Source organism: Novosphingobium indicum (assembly GCF_014645195.1).
GTDB lineage: Bacteria > Pseudomonadota > Alphaproteobacteria > Sphingomonadales > Sphingomonadaceae > Novosphingobium > Novosphingobium indicum.
The window spans coordinates 223414-244406 of the sequence record NZ_BMLK01000006.1 but is presented as its reverse complement, the minus strand read 5'-3'; the positions used below and the strand labels follow the sequence as shown (position 1 = coordinate 244406).

15 protein-coding genes are annotated in these 20993 nt (G+C 63.4%); 8 read left to right on the top strand and 7 right to left on the bottom strand.

Features of this window, described 5'->3' with window-relative positions; translation table 11 throughout:
* Positions 1-70: 70 nt before the first annotated feature.
* Positions 71-1588, bottom strand: a complete 1518-nt coding sequence (locus IEX64_RS08320) for an MFS transporter (protein ID WP_229710149.1) — start codon at positions 1586-1588, stop codon at positions 71-73.
* Between the two features lie 94 nt (positions 1589-1682).
* Positions 1683-2729, bottom strand: coding sequence for a LacI family DNA-binding transcriptional regulator (locus tag IEX64_RS08315; RefSeq protein WP_188819185.1), 1047 nt, complete (start codon positions 2727-2729; stop codon positions 1683-1685).
* A 358-nt stretch (positions 2730-3087) separates the two neighbouring features.
* On the opposite strand from IEX64_RS08315, the gene IEX64_RS08310 reads away from it, so the two are divergent.
* From IEX64_RS08310 to IEX64_RS08290, 5 genes are all read left to right on the top strand, one after another.
* Positions 3088-5817 (top strand): TonB-dependent receptor, encoded by a 2730-nt coding sequence (locus tag IEX64_RS08310; RefSeq protein ID WP_188819184.1) that lies wholly within the window; start codon positions 3088-3090, stop codon positions 5815-5817.
* Positions 5818-6023: 206 nt separating this feature from the next.
* A complete protein-coding gene (locus IEX64_RS08305; protein WP_188819183.1) occupies positions 6024-7535 on the top strand; it encodes a tryptophan halogenase family protein in 1512 nt (503 codons plus the stop codon).
* Complete coding sequence (locus IEX64_RS08300; protein WP_188819182.1) at positions 7532-9349, top strand: alpha-amylase family glycosyl hydrolase; 1818 nt, start codon at positions 7532-7534, stop codon at positions 9347-9349. The genes IEX64_RS08305 and IEX64_RS08300 overlap by 4 nt, the downstream gene beginning before the upstream one ends.
* A 25-nt stretch (positions 9350-9374) precedes the next feature.
* A complete protein-coding gene (locus IEX64_RS08295) occupies positions 9375-11012 on the top strand; it encodes an alpha-amylase family glycosyl hydrolase (RefSeq protein WP_188819181.1) in 1638 nt (545 codons plus the stop codon).
* On the top strand, positions 11009-13063 hold the full coding sequence (locus IEX64_RS08290) for a glycoside hydrolase family 97 protein (protein ID WP_188819180.1): 2055 nt from the start codon (positions 11009-11011) through the stop codon (positions 13061-13063). The genes IEX64_RS08295 and IEX64_RS08290 overlap by 4 nt, the downstream gene beginning before the upstream one ends.
* A gap of 24 nt (positions 13064-13087) precedes the next feature.
* On the opposite strand, the gene IEX64_RS08285 is transcribed toward IEX64_RS08290, so the two are convergent.
* Both IEX64_RS08285 and IEX64_RS08280 read right to left on the bottom strand, forming a co-directional pair.
* Positions 13088-14677, bottom strand: coding sequence for an amino acid ABC transporter ATP-binding/permease protein (locus IEX64_RS08285; protein ID WP_188819179.1), 1590 nt, complete (start codon positions 14675-14677; stop codon positions 13088-13090).
* Entirely contained in the window at positions 14674-16305 is a 1632-nt protein-coding gene (locus tag IEX64_RS08280) for an ABC transporter ATP-binding protein/permease (protein WP_229710148.1), read from the bottom strand. The genes IEX64_RS08285 and IEX64_RS08280 overlap by 4 nt, the downstream gene beginning before the upstream one ends.
* A gap of 113 nt (positions 16306-16418) precedes the next feature.
* Between IEX64_RS08280 and IEX64_RS08275 the strand changes: the two genes are divergently transcribed.
* The 3 genes from IEX64_RS08275 to cydX are packed head-to-tail and all read left to right on the top strand — an operon-like array spanning position 16419 to position 19285.
* The gene (locus IEX64_RS08275; RefSeq protein ID WP_188819178.1) at positions 16419-17996 is read left to right on the top strand and encodes a cytochrome ubiquinol oxidase subunit I; all 1578 of its coding nucleotides are present in this window, start codon (positions 16419-16421) and stop codon (positions 17994-17996) included.
* Positions 17997-18010: 14 nt separating this feature from the next.
* The gene (cydB, locus tag IEX64_RS08270; protein WP_188819177.1) at positions 18011-19159 is read left to right on the top strand and encodes a cytochrome d ubiquinol oxidase subunit II; all 1149 of its coding nucleotides are present in this window, start codon (positions 18011-18013) and stop codon (positions 19157-19159) included.
* Positions 19160-19174: 15 nt separating this feature from the next.
* Positions 19175-19285: a cytochrome bd-I oxidase subunit CydX gene (gene cydX / locus IEX64_RS08265; RefSeq protein WP_039282646.1), complete on the top strand. Its 111-nt coding sequence runs from the start codon at positions 19175-19177 to the stop codon at positions 19283-19285.
* A 66-nt stretch (positions 19286-19351) separates the two neighbouring features.
* Here the strand turns inward: cydX and IEX64_RS08260 are convergent, their stop codons facing one another.
* Genes IEX64_RS08260 through IEX64_RS08250 form a run of 3 tightly spaced genes read right to left on the bottom strand, consistent with a single transcriptional unit; the run spans position 19352 to position 20990 of the window.
* A complete protein-coding gene (locus IEX64_RS08260; RefSeq protein ID WP_188819176.1) occupies positions 19352-20218 on the bottom strand; it encodes a class I SAM-dependent methyltransferase in 867 nt (288 codons plus the stop codon).
* An 11-nt stretch (positions 20219-20229) separates the two neighbouring features.
* Complete coding sequence (trxC, locus tag IEX64_RS08255; RefSeq protein ID WP_188819175.1) at positions 20230-20667, bottom strand: thioredoxin TrxC; 438 nt, start codon at positions 20665-20667, stop codon at positions 20230-20232.
* An 11-nt stretch (positions 20668-20678) separates the two neighbouring features.
* Positions 20679-20990, bottom strand: a complete 312-nt coding sequence (locus tag IEX64_RS08250) for an ArsR/SmtB family transcription factor (RefSeq protein ID WP_188819174.1) — start codon at positions 20988-20990, stop codon at positions 20679-20681.
* Positions 20991-20993: the final 3 nt, after the last annotated feature.

Genomic DNA, 20993 nt, shown 5'->3' with positions numbered 1-20993 from the left:
CCTACCGTAATATAGATGCAAATCGAAGACGCAAAATTACGCACAGCAGTGAGAAGGTTTCTCGGCGGCGCTAGAGCAGGGGCGGCTGCTCGCCTTCGCCGATCCTCAGAGACGCTGCCGCAGCCACCAGCAGTGTTGCGGCAGCAAAGGCCATCGTCCAGATCGGCTCGTCCGGAAACAAAGGCTTCATGATCGAACCCATCACCGTCGCCACCAGAAGCTGCGGCAGGACGACGAAGACATTGAAGAGCCCCATGTAGATGCCGAGCTTGCGCTGCGGCAGGCTGCTGGCGAGGATGGCATAAGGCATGGCGAGAATGGACGCCCACGCTATGCCGATACCGATCTCGCAGATCACGAGGGCGTCCGGATCACGCAGGACAAGAAACCCGCCGAAGCCCAATGCACCTGCCGCAAGGCACAGAGCATGCGCCCGGGCCTTGCCCAGCCGGGAAGACAGCACGGGCAGCAAGGCCAGTGCGGCGATCGCGGCCACGCCATTGTAGACCGAGAACAGCACACCCACCCAGTTGCCCGCTTCCTGATAGGCGGCGCTAGCCGGATCGGCAGACCCGAAGTGGTACTGCGCCACGACCGGCGTCGTATTGATCCACATGATGAACAGGGCCGACCAGCTGAAGAACTGCACGAAAGCAAGACGCTTCATCAGCGGCGGCATTCCCGCGAAGTCACCGACGATCCCGGCCAGCATCGATGCGCTGCGTCCCGCGCGAGCAAGACGGATGGCCAGCAGCGAAGCCAAGCCATAGGCCGCCAGCAAGGCGGCAAGGAGGTAGACCTCCTTTTCCAGCGCCCAGTTCCAGACTGCCGCTGCAACGATTGCGCCCGCCGCGATCCACCTGACCCCGCCCAGAAGGCTGCGCCCGGCAAGCGCGGCGGAAGACGCGGCATCCTCGGCGGGCTCCTCTCCATGGAACGCGGCATGCTCTTCGGGAGAATATTCGCGCGTCGTGACAACCGTCCAGAGAACCGCGGCAAAAAGCGCGATGCCTCCTACCCAGAAACTGTACCGTACGGTGTCCGGGATGCTCCCGGCAGCAGCGGTGTTGGCTACGCCAAGATGGTCGAGGACATAGGGAAACAGCGAGCCCACGACCGCACCTGCCCCGATAAAAGCGGTCTGCACGGCATAGCCGGCCGTATGCTGATCCCTGTCGAGCATATCGCCCACGAAGGCGCGGAACGGCTCCATCGAGATATTGAGGCTTGCGTCTAGCATCCACAGCAGCAGTGCTGCCATCAGCAAGCCATTGCTCTCGGGCATCCACAGCAATGCAATCGTGGCAAGCAAGGCGCCAGTCAGGAAATAGGGGCGCCGGCGCCCCAGGCGGCCGAGCCATGTTCGATCGGAAAGATGACCTACGATCGGCTGCACCAGCAGTCCCGTGAGCGGCGCGGCCACCCAGAGCGCCGGAAGGTCATCAATGCTCGACCCCAGCGACTGGAAGACCCGGCTCATGTTCGCGTTCTGCAGCGCGAAGCCGATCTGGATGCCGAAGAAGCCGAAACTGATGTTCCAAAGGCCGGCCCAGCCTTGCCGGGGTTTACGCCCCTGCCGCATTTCCATCGCGTCCTTCCCTATCCCGGCAGACTGGCGCCGCCTCAGATCGAAGGGTTTGCGTTGCACGGCAATAGCGTGTCGGCAACATGCATACGAATGCCTATCCCGCCGTCTGTCCGGCGGTACTGCGCCTCACGACCAACTGTGTGTCCAGCGTGGAGGGCGGTGCATCGCTGTCCTCGATCTGCGCGATCAGGGATTCGACCAGGCGTTCGCCCGCCCTCTTGAGATCCTGCATCACGGTTGTCAGCGGCGGGCTGGTCATGCTGGCTGCCGGAATGTCGTCGAAGCCCATGATCGCCACGTCATCGGGTATCGAGACCCCGGCAGCGGCCAGCGCGCGCATCGCGCCAACGGCGATGAGATCGCTTCCTGCAAACACGGCGTCGAACGCCACCCCCTCGGCCAGCAGTCCCTGCATGGCGCTGAAGCCCATTTCCTCGTGGCTGATGGCATCGCGCAGCAGAGCCGGGTCCGGTGCGATCCCCGCAGCCTCCAGTGCCTCACACAGCCCGCGATAGCGATCAGCGAACTCCGGATAGTGCTCGTCCGCCTGCCCCAGAAAGGCTATGCGGCGCCGACCCAGCGAAAGCAGATGCTCGCCCGCCATGCGCCCCGCGCCGACATTGTCGGACCCCACCGTGGCACCGAGGTTGTCATCGCTGACGGAGCCCCAGCGCACGAAATGGGTGCCCTGCCCCACCAGTTGCTCCAGCCGGCTCTTGTAGAGCGTGTAGTCCCCATAACCGAGGAGGATCAGGCCGTCGGCACGATGGCTGTCCTGATAGCGCACGTGCCAGTCGTCCTCGAGCTTCTGAAAGGAGATCAGCAGGTCCAAACCACGATTGGCGCATTGCCGGGTGATCGATCCCAGCATGGCCAGAAAGAACGGGTTGATCTTGAGATCGTCCGGCGTCTGTTCTTCGAAGAACAACAGCGCGATAGTGTTGGAACGCTGCGACCGCAGCGAAGAGGCGTTCTTGTCGACCGAGTAATTCAGTTCGCGCGCGATGGCCTCGATCCGCTCGCGCGTGGCGGCACTTACCGATTTACTGCCACGCAAGGCGCGACTGACAGTGGGCTGCGATACTCCTGCGCGATAGGCGATATCGAAGCTCGTCGGCCGATTGCTTGGTTTGCGTCCCATTTCCCTCACCCCGGTGTTTTCACCGTGTTCGCGTTAAAAGCTTGAAACCGAACGGCACCGGTCCTCGCCTCTAACCCGTTCTTAAGATTTCAAATCGGATTACGATAGCGTGGAGTTGGTCATCGTTGCATTCGTGCAACGCACCGTATCCCGGCTGCACTTGCGTATACGTATGCCATATTATGCATAAGCCCATCGCGCCCTAAGCACGCTGTACCGACGGAGTCGCGGCAATAATCGCCGGGCTCTTCGCAAGGACATTGCCAGCCACTGCTTTTTTCCGGGTCGGGGCTGGCACAGGAGAGGACAAGAGATGTCGCTTCGCACAGAGTTTTCTGCCGTCAGGACGTCGTCCTGCATGGCTATCGCCGCAGCTCTCGCTGCCGCAACACCGGTGGCAGCCCATGCGCAGGACACCAATGCGTCCGACCAAGGCGATGCCGCGCTCAACAACGGCGCCATCATCGTCACGGGCTTCCGGGCGAGCCTCGAAAGCGCGGTCAACAAGAAGAAGACCTCCGAGCAGATCGTTGAATCGGTCACGGCAGAGGACATCGGCAAGCTGCCCGACTCCTCGATCGCGGAATCGATCGCCCGCCTGCCCGGCCTGACTTCGCAGCGCCTCTCGGGCCGCTCGAACGTGATCGCCATCCGCGGCTTCGCGCCGGACTTCTCGACCACTCTCCTAAACGGCCGCCAGCAGACATCGACCGGCGACAACCGCGCCGTCGAATACGACCAGTACCCGGCCGAAGCGATCAGCGCCGTCAACGTCTACAAGACGCCGATGGCCAGCCTCGTCGGTCAGGGCCTGTCCGGCACCGTCGACATGCGCACCATCCGCCCGCTGGAGACGGGCAAGCGGGTCATTTCCGTGGGCGCGCGCGGTTCATACAACGATCAGGGCAAGCTGAATGTCGGTTCGGAGGACATGGGCTACCGCGTCAACGGCATGTACGTGGACCAGTTCGCCAACGATACAATCGGCATCGCGCTGGGGGCGAGCTACACCGACGAACCTTATCAGATCCAGGAATTCAACTCCTGGGGCTATGCGGACGCGGCAGACGGCAACAAGGTGATCGGCGGCTCGAAGTCGTACAATACGTCGACCAAGCTCAAGCGCCTTGGCCTCAACGGCACGCTTGAATGGCGCCCAGACCCGCGCTTCACCTCAACGATCGACGCGTTCTATTCCAACTTCAAGGATGACCAGGTCAAGCGCGGCATCGAACTGCCGCTCTACTGGTCCAGCGCATCGCTTCAGCCCGGCTACACGACCTCTGACGGCCTGATCACCCAGGGCGAATATACCGGCGTGAAGGGCGTGCTGCGCAACGATGTGTTCCAGCGCCACGCCAAGCTCTATTCGTTCGGCTGGAACAACAAGTGGGAAGGCGACGACGGCTGGAACGCCATGTTCGACGCCAGCTACTCGAAGACCGATCGCAACGAGCTGACCATCGAAAGCTATTCGGGCACTGGCCGCGACGGTCAGGGCGCAACCGACACGATCGGTTTCAACAGCAGCGCGTCGGGCACCAGCTTCACGCACGGCCTCGACTACGGCGACTACAATCTGATGATGCTGACGAGCCCGCAAGGCTGGGGCGGCACGCAGATCGGCACTGACGGCACGACCATCGTCGGAGGTCAGGACGGTTACTACAACAACCGCATCGTCAAGGATGAACTCTGGCAGTTCCGCGTCGAAGTCTCGAAGAATTTCGACAAGGGGCCGTTCAGCTCGATCCAGGCCGGCTGGAACTACACCAACCAGTCCAAGTCGCTGGTTCCCGAGGAATACTTCCTGGGCCTGGCCGCCAATACCGATGGTACGACCAGCGTGCCGGTGCCCGACGAGTATCGCCTCGGCACCACGAACCTGAAGTACCTCGGCCTCGGTCCGGTGATCAGCTACAACCCGATCGACCTGATCAACGACGGTATCTACAATCTGGTGCCCAACCCCTACGGCGATGTCGTGGTCAAGAGCTACTCGATCCGCGAGCAAATCATGACCTTCTACACGCAGGCCAATATCGATACCGATATCGGTGCTGCGCACCTCACCGGCAATATCGGCCTTCAGGCCAACCTGACCGACCAGAACTCTAAGGGTGCGACCGCGGTCTATCTCGGTCAGAATGCCAACGGTTCGCCGAACATTGGCTCCTTGCCGCGCAATGCGACGACGAACTATCTCGACGTCCTGCCCAGCCTGAACCTCTCGCTGCGCTTCCCGAGCGATTTCGTGATCCGCTTCGCCGCAGCGCGTGAGACGATCCGGCCGCGGCTCGACGACATGCGTGCGTCGCTGAGCTGGAACTACACCGTGACGGGCAACGTTGCGCAGGTAACTGGCGAATCCGGCAATCCGGATCTGCGTCCGTGGCGCGCCAATGCTCTCGACCTCACCTTCGAGAAGTACTTCGGCGCCAAGGGTTACATCGCGGCCCAGTTCTTCTGGAAGGACCTGAAGAGCTACATCTACAATCAGGACATCACGATCCCGACGAACCTCCTGGCCTTGCAGGATCCGGGCAACGATGTGGTCGTTTCGCCGACTGCGCAGCTCAACGTTCCCATCAACGGCAAGGGCGGCAAGCTCTACGGCGTCGAACTCGCGACAACCCTGCCGCTCGACACATTCGTCTCGGCACTCGACGGCTTCGGCGTGACCGGTTCGGTCGCCTATACCGAAACCAAGATCGCCCCGACGCCGGGTGCGCCTTCCAGCGATCTTCCGGGCTATTCGAAGTGGGTTGCCAACGGCACCGCCTACTTCGAGAAGTGGGGCTTCAACGCGCGTGGTTCGGTCCGCTACCGTTCGACCTTCATCGGTGAAGTCTCGGGCTTCGCAGCCAATCGCGTGCGCCGCCGGGCCGCGCCGGAAACTATCATCGATGCGCAGATCGGTTACGACTTTCAGCCGGGCAGCGCGCTCGAAGGCCTCTCGCTCTACATTCAAGGCCAGAACCTGACCGACGAGCCCTTCGTGACCTACGAACCGGGCGATAGCCGGCGGATCATCGACTATCAGACCTATGGCCGCCGCTTCCTAGCCGGCTTCACCTACAAGTTCTGACGACATCGAAATGACGCAGCCCGGATCATCCGGTTCGGGTTGCCTGCAGACAGCGGTCCGGGGATCCCTCCTCCTCCCTTTCCCGGACCCGGCGGCGGAGCCAGCAAAGGGACTCTTTACATGGCTCCGCCGCTGCCTCCTGTTAGGAAGGCGGGAGGCCGTCGCTCTATCTAAGATGCGGTACCTGTTTCGGGAGATCGGCCAGCGTGACTGAAACCAGCTTCAGAATCGTCATCCTCGGCGGCGGCACTGCCGGATGGATGAGCGCGGCCGCCCTCGCCCGCTTCGTACCGCCCGGCTACAGTATCACCCTCATCGAAAGCGATGCCATAGGCACCGTTGGCGTGGGCGAAGCGACGATCCCGCCGATCCGACTGTTCAACGAAGCGCTCGGCATCGACGAAGCCGACTTCCTGCGAGAGACCTCCGCCTCCTACAAGCTGGGGATCGAGTTCGCCGGCTGGCTGCGGGACGGCCACAGCTACATGCACGCGTTTGGCGCGGTGGGCCGCCAGCACGGCCTGCTGCCGTTTCGCCACTACTGGGCGCGCGCGTCGGCCGTCGGTATCGCGAGGCCGCTGGGCCACTACAATGCCAACGAAATCGCCGCGCGTACCGGTCGCATGGCGACGGGCGTTTCAGGGCCCGGCGTTCCCGAAGTACCCTGGGCCTATCACTTCGATGCGGGGCTATATGCAGCGTTTCTGCGGCGTCATGCCGAAGCGATGGGCGTCGTCCGGCACGAAGGCAAAGTGGCCTGCGTCGTACGCGGAGACAACGGCGACATCGCCGCTGTGGAAACGGACGACGGTCGCTCCTTCGAAGGCGACTTCTTCATCGACTGCACTGGCTTTCGCGGCCTGCTGATCGAAGAGGCGCTCGAAACCGGATACGAGGACTGGAGCCATTGGCTTCCGTGTGACCGTGCCGTCGCCGCGCCGTGCAGTGCTGCGGGACCGTTCACCCCCTACACGCGTTCGATCGCTCGCAAGGCAGGCTGGCAATGGCGCATTCCGCTGCAGCATCGCATCGGCAATGGTCTGGTCTATTGCTCCGAATATCTCTCCGATGAAGGAGCGGCGGCGACACTCACGGAGAACCTCGAAGCACCCGCGCCCGCCGATCCGCGGGTGCTACGCTTCGTGACCGGACGCCGCCGCAAGACGTGGAACCGAAATGTCCTGGCTGTCGGCCTCTCGGGCGGCTTCATGGAACCGCTGGAATCGACCTCGATCCATCTCATCCAGTCGACCATCACCCGGTTCCTGACGGTACTCCCCTCCGGGCCCGCGAACGACGCCGTGCGCGACGGGTTCAACCGCCGCTGCGCCGAGGAATTCGAGCGCATCCGCGACTTCCTCATCCTGCACTACAAGACCAACCAGCGTGTCAGCGAGCCCTTCTGGGATCACTGCCGCACGATGCCGGTGCCCGATAGCCTGGAGGCGCGCATCGCCGAGTACCGCGAAGCCTGCCACATCCAACCGGGCGCGGACGAGCTGTTCACCGAAGTGGCATGGTTTCAGGTGCTGGCCGGACAAGGTGTGGTTCCGAAGCGCTGGAACCCGATCGCAAACCGGCTTTCACCCGACGAACTCGGCGGCTTTCTCGGCGCTGTCGAGAAAGCCTGCATCGAGACGGTACGCCCGATGCCGCTTCACATGGACTTCCTTGCGGCGCGCTGCGCTACCAGAGCCGAGCCGGAGACTGTCCGATGATCCGCCTGCTTTCCTCCAGCATCGCCTTGTCGCTGGCCCTTTGCGGCACGGCAGCGTTCTCAACGCCTGTCGAGGACATGCGCGCCCGCCCTCCCGAGCAGGAAGTGATCTACTTCGTCCTGCCCGACCGCTTCGAAAACGGGGACGCCTCGAACGACAAGGGCGACCTGAAGGGCGACCGGCTCCAGACCGGCTTCGATCCGTCAGACAAGGCCTTCTACCATGGCGGCGACCTCAAGGGCCTGACGCAGCGGCTGGACTACATTCAGGGCCTCGGCGCCACCGCCATCTGGGTCGGTCCGATCTTCAAGAACAAGCCGGTACAGGGCCCCAAGGGGCAGGAGAGCGCAGGCTACCACGGATACTGGATCACCGACTTCACGCAGGTCGATCCGCATCTGGGAAGCAATGCCGATTTCAAGGCCTTCGTCGATGCCGCCCATGCGCGCGGGATGAAGGTCTACATGGACATCATCGCCAACCACACTGCCGATGTGATCCAGTACGAGGAAGGCACGGCGGAGGCCTATCCCTACCGTTCCAAGGCCGACTATCCGTTCTCGACAAAAGGCACGGTGGATGGCCCGGCGATCAATCCCGGGTTCGCCGGCGACGACGATGCCAGCCCGCAGAACTGGGCCAAGCTGACCAATCCCACCTTCGCCTATACCCCGGTGGTCCCGAAGGGCGAGGAGGATGTGAAAGTCCCCGCCTGGCTCAATGACCCGATCTGGTATCACAACCGCGGCAACACCGACTGGAAGGGCGAAAGCGCGCAGTACGGCGATTTCGTCGGCCTCGACGATCTCGCTACGGAAAACCCCCGCGTGATCGAGGGCATGATCGCCATCTACGGCGACTGGATCGACAAGTACGGTGTCGACGGCTTCCGCATCGATACGGCCAAGCACGTCAATCCGGAATTCTGGCGCCGCTTCGTGCCCGCCATGCAAGCCCGCGCGCAGGCGCGCGGCATCACCAATTTCCATATTTTCGGTGAAGTGGCCGACGACGATTACGATCCGGCCCTGCTGGCATCGTGGACGCGCCATGCGGGGCTGCCCGCCGTTCTCGACTTCGCCTTCATGCACGCCGTCATCGATGCCGTGAGCGGCAAGAACGGCACCCAGGAACTGGCGCAGCTGGACGACGACGACGTTCTCTATCCGGGCGGCAAGAAGACCGCGCTGCAACTGCCCACCTTCCTCGGCAACCACGACGCGGGCCGGGTGGCGATGTTCATCGCAAAGGCTAACCCCGGCATCGACGCCCAGGAACTTCTGGCCCGCGACGAGCTGGCGCATGCCATGCTGCTGACACTGCGCGGTGTGCCGACGATCTACTCCGGCGACGAACAGGGTTTCGTCGGCGCCGGCGGTGACCAATTGGCGCGCCAGGACATGTTCCCTTCGAAAACCGCGTTCTACAACGCGGAAACGCTGGTCGGCACGACCGCGACGATGGCACAGGCCAATTTCGACGGCCAGCATCCTCTCTACAAGTTCATCGCCAATCTGTCCGCCGTCCGTCGCGATACGCCTGCCCTCACCGAAGGCAGCACCGTGCTGCGTGCGACGTCCGAAACACCCGGCCTTTTCGCCGTATCGCGGTTCGATCCGGACAACGGCGAGGAAGTCGTTCTGGCTTTCAACACGTCGACCAAGCCCGTCACATCGAATGTTGCAGTAGAGGCAGGCTCGCAGTCGTTCTCGACGCTGGCCGGGTCCGACTGCCCCGACATGGCAAGCGCTCCGGGCAGCATCGCCATCACACTGCCACCGCTCGCCTTCAGTGTCTGCGAAGCGCAACCCTGATCACCTTTCCTCCCCCAGGATCACGATGAAACAAGACCTTCCCTCCGCCCCGCCGGTAGCAGGCAAAACGGCCGAATGGTGGCGCGGCGCCACGATCTACCAGATCTATCCGCGCAGCTTTCAGGATTCGAACGACGACGGAATCGGCGACCTCGCCGGCATCACCTCGCGGCTCGACTACATTGCGTCCCTGGGTGTCGATGCGATCTGGATCTCGCCTTTCTACGCATCGCCGATGGCGGACTTCGGATACGACATATCGGACTACCGTGCGGTCGACCCGATCTTCGGGACACTGGCTGATTTCGATGCGCTGGTCGCCCGCGCCCGCGAACTGGACCTGAAAGTGATGATCGATCAGGTCTATGCCCACACCTCCGATCAGCACGCATGGTTCGCCGAAAGCCGCTCGAGCCGAAACAATCCGCGCGCCGACTGGTACGTCTGGGCAGACGCCAAGGTCGACGGCTCGCCGCCCAACAACTGGCAATCTGTGTTCGGCGGACCATCCTGGCGCTGGGACGCAAGGCGCGGCCAGTACTACATGCACAATTTCCTTGCCGAGCAGCCCCAGCTCAACCTGCACAATACCGATGTGCAGCAGGCCCTGCTCGACGTCGCGAAGTTCTGGCTCGATCGAGGCGTGTCCGGTTTCCGGATCGATGCGCTCAACTTTGCGATGCACGACCCTTTGCTCCGCAACAATCCGCCCGCGCCCGACGACGGCACCGTGCGCACGCGGCCCTTCGATTTCCAGCTGCAGGTCTACAACCAGTCGCATGAAGACATCGTCGGGTTCATCGAACGGCTGCAGGCGCTGATCGCCAGTTATCCGCACACGTTCTCGCTCGCGGAAGTCGGCGGTCGCAAGGCTGCCAGCGAAATGAAGGCCTTCACACAGGGCGACGAGCGCCTGGACAGCGCCTACGGTTTCAACTTCCTCTATGCCGAATTGCTGACGCCGAAACTGGTCGCGCAAGCACTGGAGGACTGGCCCGACACGCCCGGCACCGGATGGCCGAGCTGGGCTTTCGAAAACCACGATGCCCCGCGCGCACTTTCGCGCTGGTGCGAGCCCTCCGAAATCGATGCTTTCGCGCGGATGAAGGCCATGCTGCTGCTGTCGCTGCGCGGAAATCCGATCCTCTATCAGGGCGAGGAACTGGGGCTGCTGCAAGACGAAGTGCCCTTCGAAATGCTGCAGGACCCGGAAGCCATCGCCAACTGGCCATTGACGCTTTCCCGCGATGGCGTCCGTACGCCCTTGCCGTGGGAAGCCGAAGCGCAAAACGGCGGTTTCAGCAAGGGCTCCCCCTGGCTTCCGGTCAGCGCGCAGAACCTGAACCGGGCCATAGACAGGCAAGAGGCCGACAGCACCTCTCAGCTGCACCTCACACGCGAATTGTTGCGCCTTCGCCGCACGAACGACGCCCTGCGGAGCGGCCCGTGTGAAGTGCTGCTATGCGACGAAACCCGGCTGGTGGTCCGCCGTAAGGGGACCGATCGGACCGTCGTTGGCGTATTCAACATTTCTGCGCGATCGGCAGAGTGGCCGTCCGCCGTTGTACCCGAGGGCACCGTCCTTGCCGCTGTCAACGATACCCAACTCGGCAAGCTGCCCGCCTGGGGCGCAGCCTGGATCGCCGAAGGAGACCGGACATGAAGCCGCACCGCCTGCTGGTTGCAGCCAGCCTGTCGCTCGCGACGCTTTCGGCCCCCGCTCTAGCGCAAGAAACCCGGCCCGCCGTCACGACCAGCTCACCTGATGGCAGTCTGGTCCTGACCGTCTCCACCGACAACGAAAGCCGCGCCACCTGGTCGCTTTCGCGCAAGGGCAAATTGCTGATTGCGCCGAGTACGCTGGGCTTCCTGCTCACCGACGGCCTCAACATGGTCCGCGGCTTCCGCATCGTCGGTAGCGAGACAGACAGCCACGACGACACCTGGGAGCAGCCCTGGGGCGAGCGCCGGTTCGTGCGCGATCGCTACAACGAAGTCACGGTGAAGCTGCAGCAGTCCGAAACGCAGGGCTCGCGGCTGATGAACGTCCACTTTCGCCTGTTCGATAACGGCATCGGCTTCCGTTACGAGTTGCCCAAGCAACCCGCACTCAAGACGATGCGGATCGCCGACGAGGTGACCGAGTTCGATATCGTGCCCAAGGGCACCGCCTGGTGGATCCCCGGCGGCGAGTGGAACCGGTATGAGCTGGTCTACCAGAAGACCCCGATAGACGCCGTTTCCACGGCTCATACGCCCATCACCATGCGGCTCGACGATGGAACCCACCTCTCGTTCCACGAAGCGGCGCTGGTCGACTATGCAGGCTACCGCTTCAAGCGCGTCACCGGGCAGCAGTTCCGCACCACCCTCGCGCCCTCACCCGATGGACCGCGCGTCGTTCGCGATCTGCCTTTCGCGACGCCCTGGCGCACGATCCGCATTGCCGACAACGCGGCAGGACTGATCGAGAACAGCCTCGAACTCAATCTCAACGAGCCCAACAAGCTGGGCGACGTGAGCTGGTTCAAGCCGGCGCGTTATATCGGGATCTGGTGGGGCATGATCCGCAACGACTGGAGCTGGGCCGAGGGCCCCAGGCACGGCGCCACGACCGCCCGGGCAAAGAAGTACATCGACTATGCCGCCAAACACCACTTCCGCGGTGTTCTGGTGGAAGGCTGGAACAAGGGCTGGAATGGCGACTGGTTCGGCCATGGCGACGAATTCAGCTTCACCCGGCCCACGCCTGACTTCGATCTCAAGGCTGTTACGGATTACGCCCGCAAGAAGGGCGTTCACCTCATCGGCCATCACGAGACTGGCGGCAATATCGCCAATTACGAAGCGCAGATGGACGATGCCTTCGCGCTCTACGGCAAGCTTGGCGTCGATGTTGTGAAGACCGGCTATGTCGCCGATGCCGGCGGCATCATCGCTCCTGGAAACAGGCCGGGCGAGACGCTGATGGAATGGCACGACGGCCAGCGCATGGTGAACCACTATCTCGATGTCGTGAAAACGGCGGCGAAGCATCACGTGGCGATCGATACGCACGAGCCGATCAAGGACACCGGGCTGCGCAGGACCTACCCGAACTGGGTCTCGCGCGAAGGTGCACGCGGCATGGAATACAATGCATGGGGCCGGTTCGCCAACGGGCCGGACCACGAACCGACGCTCGTCTATACGCGCATGCTTTCAGGTCCGATGGACTTCACGCCCGGCGTGCTGAGTCTGGAAGGCGCCAACCACGCCCCCCTCGCCTCGACTCTCGCCAAACAGCTGGGGGTCTATCTGGCGATCTACTCACCGATCCAGATGGCGGCGGACTTCGTCGATCAGCTTGAACAGTATCCGCGCGAGATGGACTTCATCAGTTCGGTTCCGACCGACTGGGCCGAAAGCCACCTGATTGCTGGCGAAGTGGGCGACTACGCGATCTTCGCGCGCAAGGACCGCAATTCGCGGCGCTGGTTCGTCGGCGGCGTCAACGATGCGACGGCGCGGACCGTGACGCTGAAGTTCGACTTCCTCGATCCGGGCAAGACCTATCAGGTGAAGATCTGGAAGGATGGCGACGGCGCAACCTACCTCACCGAAACGCGTCACCGCATCGCCTACGAGACGCGCACGGTGCGCAAGGGCGATACGATGGACCTATGGCTCGCTCCCGGCGGCGGAGCAGCCATGCGCCTCGTGCCGCAGCCATGATCAAACCCGGTGCAGCCCTGGCCCTCAAAGGGTGAAGCTTGCGCCGGTCAGGCTATGCAGCCCCTGACGGTGGCTTACGAGGATCAGGCCGGTGCGTGTGTCCTCCAGCCACCGATCGAGGTTCTTGGCCAATTCCTGTTCAGTCACGCTGTCCAGCCCTTCGCTCGGTTCGTCCAGAACCAGCCAGGGGCGACCGGACAGCAACGCCCTCGCCACGGACAACCGCTTGCGCTGACCACCGGACAGCCGCGCACCGTCAGCGCCTAGCCACTGGTCGAGGCCATGCGGCAAAGCCCTCACGGTATCCGCAAGACAGGCCACCTTCAGTGCTTCCCACATCTGCGCTTCGGTAACCCCCTGCCGCGCCAGACGCAGATTGTCCGCCACGGTCCCGGCAATCAGCGAGGCATCCTGCGGCGCGTTCCCGAATACCCTGCGCAGCGTTTCCAGCCCCAGCTCGCGAACCTCCGCTTCTCCGACAAACACGCGCTGCGGCGCATCGGAGCGCAAGCCGAGTATCGTCCCCAGAATGCGGGATTTTCCCGCGCCGGACGCGCCCGTAATCAGTACGCGCTCTCCGGGCTGCACAACGCATTCGCGGCCATCGGCCTCCAATGTTACAGGCTCTGCGGACAGCTGCTCCAGTTCGGCATGCTGAGGAGCGCGCGCAGGCAACGAAGCCATATCCTCCAGACGCGTCATGGCATCGTCCACGCGCGGGCGCTGCACGTCGGTCCGGGTCAGCCCGGACCAGGCCTCCGCACCGGCTGCCCCTGCCAGCGCTGCGGCAGCCGCCAGAGCGGCTCCGCCCTTCGCCAGCACCAGCACGCCGGCGACTGTGAGCGCCGCCAGAATGAGCTGCAGTCCCTGCGTCGTTGCTTCGGCGTTCACTATCGCCAGCCGGGACGCTTCCAGTTCCTCGACATCGGGCGCCATGGCCTCGACGATCTGGGGCACCAACCCGTAAGCGCTGATCTCGACGGCACAGGCAGCATATTCAGCGTAGGCGGACTTGAGCCGGGTCACGGCATCGGCGCGCCGGTGAACGGGCCCGGCGATCAGTTTCGGTGTCAGCGTCCGCGAAACCAGCCGCATGCCCGCAAGACCGACACCTAGAGCAACGCCCGACCATAGCCCGGCGAACAGGCAAGCCACCAGCGCCGTAACGCCGCCAGCCAGTGCCCCCGGCAGGGTGACGCGGCGAACCACGGAGTCCTCGAGCGCATCGACATCTGACCCCAGTTGCGCTGCAACTTGCCCGCTGGGCCGGGAGAACACCGCTTCCGGTTCCGCCGCCGCGAGGCGCGCGAACAAGGCCGGGCGCACATCGGCAAGCGCGAAGAATGCCGCGCGGTGACTGAACAGCCTTTCGCCGTAGCGCCCGAGCGTGCGCACGATGGCGAAGGCGCGAATGCCGGCGCTCGGCAGAAGGTAATTGAACCCGCGCGCTGCGGCGACGCCGGACGCCCCGGCTATCGCCGCGCCGGTCAGAAACCAGCCGGAAACGGCAAGCAGGCCGACACCCGCCACGGCCGCCAGCACGGCGAGGAGAATGGCCACACCGGTCGCACGGCGCTGGCGACGGCTTGCGTCCTGAAGCAGTTGCTCGATCATGACAGCGTCATCACGCTGGCGCTTTGGGCGACAAGCCGCGCATCGTGCGTAGCGGCAATCACCAGCCGGTCACGCGCGGTCCGGGCGATCAGATCGATAACCTTGCGGGCGGTCACCGCATCGAGATCGGCAGTCGGTTCGTCGAGCAGCAGGATCGGCCGGCCCGACGCTATGGCGCGAACGAGACCGATGCGCCGCCGCTCCCCCCCCGACAGCCCGGACCCGCGCGGATCGATCGCCAAGTGCATTCCGCGCTCGCGCAGGAGATCGGAGAGACCGCAGGCCTCGATCAACGGCAGGAGATCGGCATCGACGCCTCCGCCAAGCTTGAGGTTGTCCTCCAGCGTTCCCGGGAGCAGCAGGGGCTTCTGCCCGGCCCATCCCACGCGCTCGACCAACGACACCGGCGCCACGGGCGCGCCGTTCAACAGGACCGTTCCCGCCATATCGGGGGCCATGCCAATAAGCGCGTGGAGAAGCGAAGACTTGCCCACACCCGTCGGCCCGGCAACGGCATGCAGACCGGGGCCTTCCCAGAGCGCCGTAAATGGGCCGATGCGGGTGTCGGCATAGGCGACTTCCAGATTGACTACGGCAAGATTCTGCACGACGCAGCTTGCGGGAACCGGATCGGGACCGGGACGGCTCTCTGCCTTGCCCAGCGCCTCGGCAATGCTGGCATCGGCAGCCTCGCCCTGCTGCTTGTCGTGATAGGCCGCTGCCATCCTGCGCATGCCGAGATAGAATTCGGGCGCCAGCGCCAGCGCAAAGAACGCGCGGCCCAGCGTCAGCGCTTCCGGAGCGGGAAACGGCAGCAAGCCCAGCAGCGAAAAACCGCAATAAACCGCAATCAGCGCTACGCAGAGCGCCGCGAAAAATTCCAGAACCGCGCTGGAAAGGAAAGCGATACGCAGCACCTGCATCGTGCGGGACGCAACTTCTCGCGCGGCTTCGCCGATCTGCCGCGTCACGCGGTCCTCGGCGCCGAACGACAGGATCACCGGCAAAGTGGCGACGCGGTCAACGAAGAGCCCCGAAAGACGGGAAAGAGCCTGCAACTGCCGCTCCGCCTCTGCCTTTCCGGCGAGGCCCGCGAAGGCCATGCCGACGCCGAAGGGAATAAGCGTCGCGATCATGATCAGCGCGGAGACCCAGCTTGCAAAGGCAACAACACAGGCGATCAGCAGCGGCGAGAGTACAGCGGCAAGCTTGAGCGGCTCAAAACGCGCAATCAGGCCTTCGTAGGCCTCTACATCGTCGACGACGACATGCAGGTCCTCACCGATTAGGCGGCCGCGCACCAGCCCGGTCGGTAGCAGCGCAGCAAGCAGGCGCGTGCGCAGGTTCTGCTTGATCCCGATCGCCTGACGCTGACCGGCGATGCCCGCCATGCCCTGCGCGCCGGCCCGCAGCATCCCGCTCGCGACAATCCCTGCCAGAAGCACCGTCAGTGTCGCGTTGGACATCGTCCCGCTAACCCAGCCCTGCAGCACGAGCGCCAGACATCCCGCAAAAAGAATGGCCCCGCCGGAGTCCGACAGCCACCACAGCGCGGCTGCCCCTACCTTGCGCCGCGCGCGCGGCTGATCGGTTGCAGAAATAGCTGGTACAGCTTGAGAAAATGTCATGGAAGGAGCAGTTGACTACATTAACAATTTCTAATATTTGCAGCCCCGCTATACGACGGGACCCAATGAGTCGAGTCCCGCCTCCGGCTATCTACAGCGACAGGAGCATGCTCATGGACATGGCGGTTGTCGAGCTTTCGCGGCTGCAATTCGCGCTCACGGCTATGTACCACTTTCTTTTCGTACCGCTAACCCTGGGTCTTTCGTTTCTTCTGGTCATCATGGAGAGCATCTATGTGATGACCGGCAAGGAGATCTGGCGGGTCATCACACGGTTCTGGGGCAAGTTGTTCGGTGTCAATTTCGTTCTTGGTGTAGCGACCGGCATCACCATGGAGTTCGAGTTCGGGACCAACTGGTCCTATTACGCGCACTACGTGGGCGACATTTTCGGTGCTCCGCTCGCGATCGAGGGCCTGATGGCCTTCTTCCTCGAAGCAACGTTCGTTGGTCTGATGTTCTTCGGCTGGGACCGCCTTTCCAAGGTCGGCCATCTCGCCGTCACCTTCTGCGTAGCTCTGGGATCGAATCTTTCCGCGCTGTGGATCCTCATTGCCAACGGCTGGATGCAGAACCCGGCAGGCGCGACGTTCAATCCCGAAACGATGCGCATGGAAGTCACCGACTTCTATTCGGTCCTGTTCAATCCCGTCGCGCAGGCCAAGTTCGTTCACACCGTCAGCGCCGGCTATGTCTGCGCGTCTGTTTTCGTGATGGGCGTTTCGGCCTGGTACCTGCTCAAGGGCAAATGGACCAACGTGGCGCGCCGCTCAATGGTGGTTGCGGCCGCGTTCGGTCTCGCTTCCTCGCTATCGGTCGTCGTTCTGGGCGACGAGTCCGGCTATGCCCTGACCGACAACCAGAAGATGAAGCTCGCCGCCATCGAAGGCATGTGGCACACCGAGGAAGCCCCCGCTGGCCTCGCGATCTTCGGCATTCCTGATCCCTCGGTTCAGGAAACCCGTTTTGAAATAAAGATCCCCTACGTCCTCGGCCTGATCGCCACGCGCAGCCTGACCGGCGAAGTGGTGGGTATCAATGAGCTTGTCCTGAAGGCCGATGAACGCATTCGCAGCGGCCTTATCGCCTACGATGCGGTCGAAAAGCTCAAGTTCCAGCGCACCGATCCGGTCGCGCGCGAGTCTTTCGAGAAGCACAAGCGCGACCTTGGCTATGCCATGCTGCTCAAGCGTTATGTCGGCGATCCGCGGCAGGCAACCGACCAGCAGATCCTCATGGCTGCCAAGGACACCATCCCGAACGTGCCGGTAATGTTCTGGCTGTTCCGTATCATGGCGGGTCTGGGTTTCTTCTTCATCGGCTTCTTCGCCCTGGCCTTCTACTGCGCCTCGGTGTGTCAGTTCGAGAAGAAGTGGTTCCTGAGGGTCGCCGTCGTGATCATACCCCTGCCCTGGCTCGCCATCGAAGGCGGCTGGGTCCTCGCGGAGATAGGCCGGCAGCCCTGGGCGGTGGAGGGCGTGCTGCCCACGTTCCTGGGCGCATCCTCGCTGACCGTCAGCCAGATCTGGACGACGATCATCGGCTTCACCCTGCTCTACGGTGCGCTTGCCGTCATCGAGGTCCGCCTGATGCTCTCGACGATCCGCAAGGGCCCGGTGGAGCATCATGCCTCGGATACCGGCAGTCAGATTGAAGGCAGTGGCGGCATTGCCCCGCTGTCTGCCGAATAAGGGAGCTTCGCAAGATGGCTATTCCCCTCGACTACGAAACCCTCCGGCTGATCTGGTGGGCTCTCATGGGTGTGCTGCTGATCGGCTTCACGCTCACCGACGGATACGATCTCGGCGTCGCCGCGCTGATGCCCTTCATCGGCAAGACCGATGAGGAGCGCCGCATGGTGATCAACGCGATCGCCCCGCACTGGGAGGGCCACCAGGTGTGGTTCATCCTTGGCGGCGGCGCGATCTTCGCGGCCTGGCCGTTCGTGTACGCAGTCAGCTTTTCCGGCTTCTATCTGGCGATGTTCCTTGTGCTGGCGGCGCTGATCCTGCGGCCCGTGAGCTTCAAGTACCGCTCCAAGCATGCCGATCCCGCATGGCGCACTCGCTGGGACTGGGCGCTGTTCATCGGCGGCCTCGTGCCGGCGCTGGTCTTCGGCGTGGCCGTGGGCAATGTCCTGCAGGGCCTGCCCTTCCGGCTCGACAGCGATCTGCGCGCTTTCTACGAAGGCACGCTGCTCGGCCTATTCTCGCCGTTCGCGCTGATGACCGGGCTGCTCTCGGTCGCGATGATCGTGCTGCACGGCGCGGGCTTTCTCGCCACCAAGATCGAGGAAGGCCCCGTGCTAGAACGCGCCCGGCGCATCGGGACGGCGGCAGCCCTCGTTTCCTTCGTGCTCTTCGCACTGGGCGGCGTATGGGTAGCGACAAGCCAGATGGGCTTCCGGATCGAGGGCATTGTCGACTCCATGGGGCCGTCCAACCCCCGGTACGTCCCGGCGCTCCCCGCGCCCGGTGCCTGGCTCGACAACTATGGCCAGCATCCGTGGATGCTATTGGCGCCGATCCTCGGCCTCGCCGGCCCGCTGGTTGCATTGGTCGGCATCCGCAGCCGCAGCCATCTGATCAACCTGGCCGGTTCCTCGATGGCGACAATCGGAATCATCGCGACCGTGGGCCTGTCGATGTTCCCCTTCATCCTGCCCAGCGCCATCGACCCGCAATCCAGCCTCACCGCGTGGAACGCTTCGTCGAGCCACCTGACCTTGTGGATCATGCTGCTGGTAACGCTGATCTTCCTGCCGATCGTGCTGGCCTACACGGCCTGGGCGATGCGGGTGATGTTCGGTCGGGTCACGATCGAGCAGGTTCGCACCAACCCCGATTTCTACTGAGAAGGACCAAGACCGATGTGGTATTTTTCCTGGATTCTCGGACTGGGCCTCGCCGTCGCCTTCGGCATCATCAACGGCATGTGGCACGAGTTCCGCTCGCCCATGAGCGACGATCCCGAGGTATAATCCCGAAACCAAACAAACAGAGGCCGCCGTTTCCGGTGGCCTCTTCGTTTCAGCCTGTCATATGCCTCAGGCGTACGCCGTTACCAACCAGGCTTTATAGCCCATCATGACTCCCTCGCCCGGCCGATAATACTGCTCGTAAAGCGCCTTGAGATCACGCGCGACAGCCTCCTGAACCTCTACAGGATAGTCGAGCAGGACCTGCCCGAAGGCCATGGCATTCTGGGCGAAGTGTTCAGCCTGTTCGGCGGATGCACCGGCGCCACCGACGGGTAACTCACCTTCCGCCACGCCGACGTCGACCTTGCCGAAACCCGCGCCGTCCAGAACCTCGCGCAGATAGTCGATGTCTTCGAACGCAAAGGGGCCCGGCGCCCGCGGCACCGGCGGGGGAATTTCCACGTGCTGACGGGCAACTTCCATGCCTTTCAGCATCCACGGATTCTCCATGGGCGGCCCCCAGACGGCAAGGTCCATCCGCCCCCCCGGCTTGAGCATCGCGCGCAGGTTGGCAAAAGCCGGAACCGGCTCTGCAAAGAACATGCTGCCAAAGCGCGATACAAGACGGTCATAGGGCCCGTCCGCAACCGTGACAGCCGCCGCATCGCCGCACTGGAAACGGGCATTGTCGATGCCCGCCTGCTGCGCGCGGCGCGTCGCGGCGCTGGTGAGATCGGGCGATATGTCGAGGCCAAGCACAATGCCGCCGGGGCTGACCGCTTCGGCAATGGCAATGGTCGTGGCACCGCCGCCGAATCCCAGGTCGATCGCGCGCTCACCGGGCGCGAAGGCGGCACGCGCCAGCAAGGCCTCGCCCGCCGGCGCGATGGTGCCTTCGAAGCCTTTGAGATTGGCCAGCCAGCGGGCGCCCATCTCGCCGCCCCAGTCCTCATACTTCAGGGCATCCGCGTGGGGATTTGCTGCCTCGGTCATGCTTTCAGTCCTCAACCCAATGTCTGGCGCACCCAATTGACGATGGCGCTTTTTGGCATGGCGCCTGACTGGCGCGCCACTTCCCGACCGCCTGAAATCAGGATCATCGTGGGGATGGATCGGATACCGAACCGACCGGCAATCGCCTGCTGGGCTTCGGTATCGAGCTTGCCGAGGCGAACCATCGGCTCGAGATCGGCGGCGGCAGCCTCGAACTGCGGCGCCATCTGGCGGCACGGCCCGCACCATGACGCCCAGAAATCGACCAGCAGCGGAATGCCGCTCCGCGTCGCATGGGCATCGAAATTGGCGTCTGTCAGCGTGACGGGATGACCACCGAACAGAGCCGAACCGCATCGCCCGCACTTACCGCCCTGTGCGAGTTTTTCGCGCGGCACACGGTTGAGCGAGGCGCAGGACGGGCAGGCAATGATCAACGATTCTGACATGGGACTCTCGCCTATTCGCAGGATGTTCCGCAGATGTCGCAAAGCGCGTGGATGATGGCCCGCACCACATTGTCCTTCAGACTGTAGTATCGCGTCTGCGCCTCGCCCCGAATGGCCACCACGCCTTCCTCGCGCAGCAATGCGAGGTGCTGCGAAACCGACGACTGGGAGAGACCCGTCAGAGCGACCAGTTCACTCACCGAAACTTCGCCCTCATCCATTCGGCACAGCATCAACAGGCGTTCAGGATGGCTCATCATCTTGAGCCGGGCTGCCATGATGTTGGCGTTGGCCTTGAGTTCCGTAAGATCAGTCGGCTTCATGAT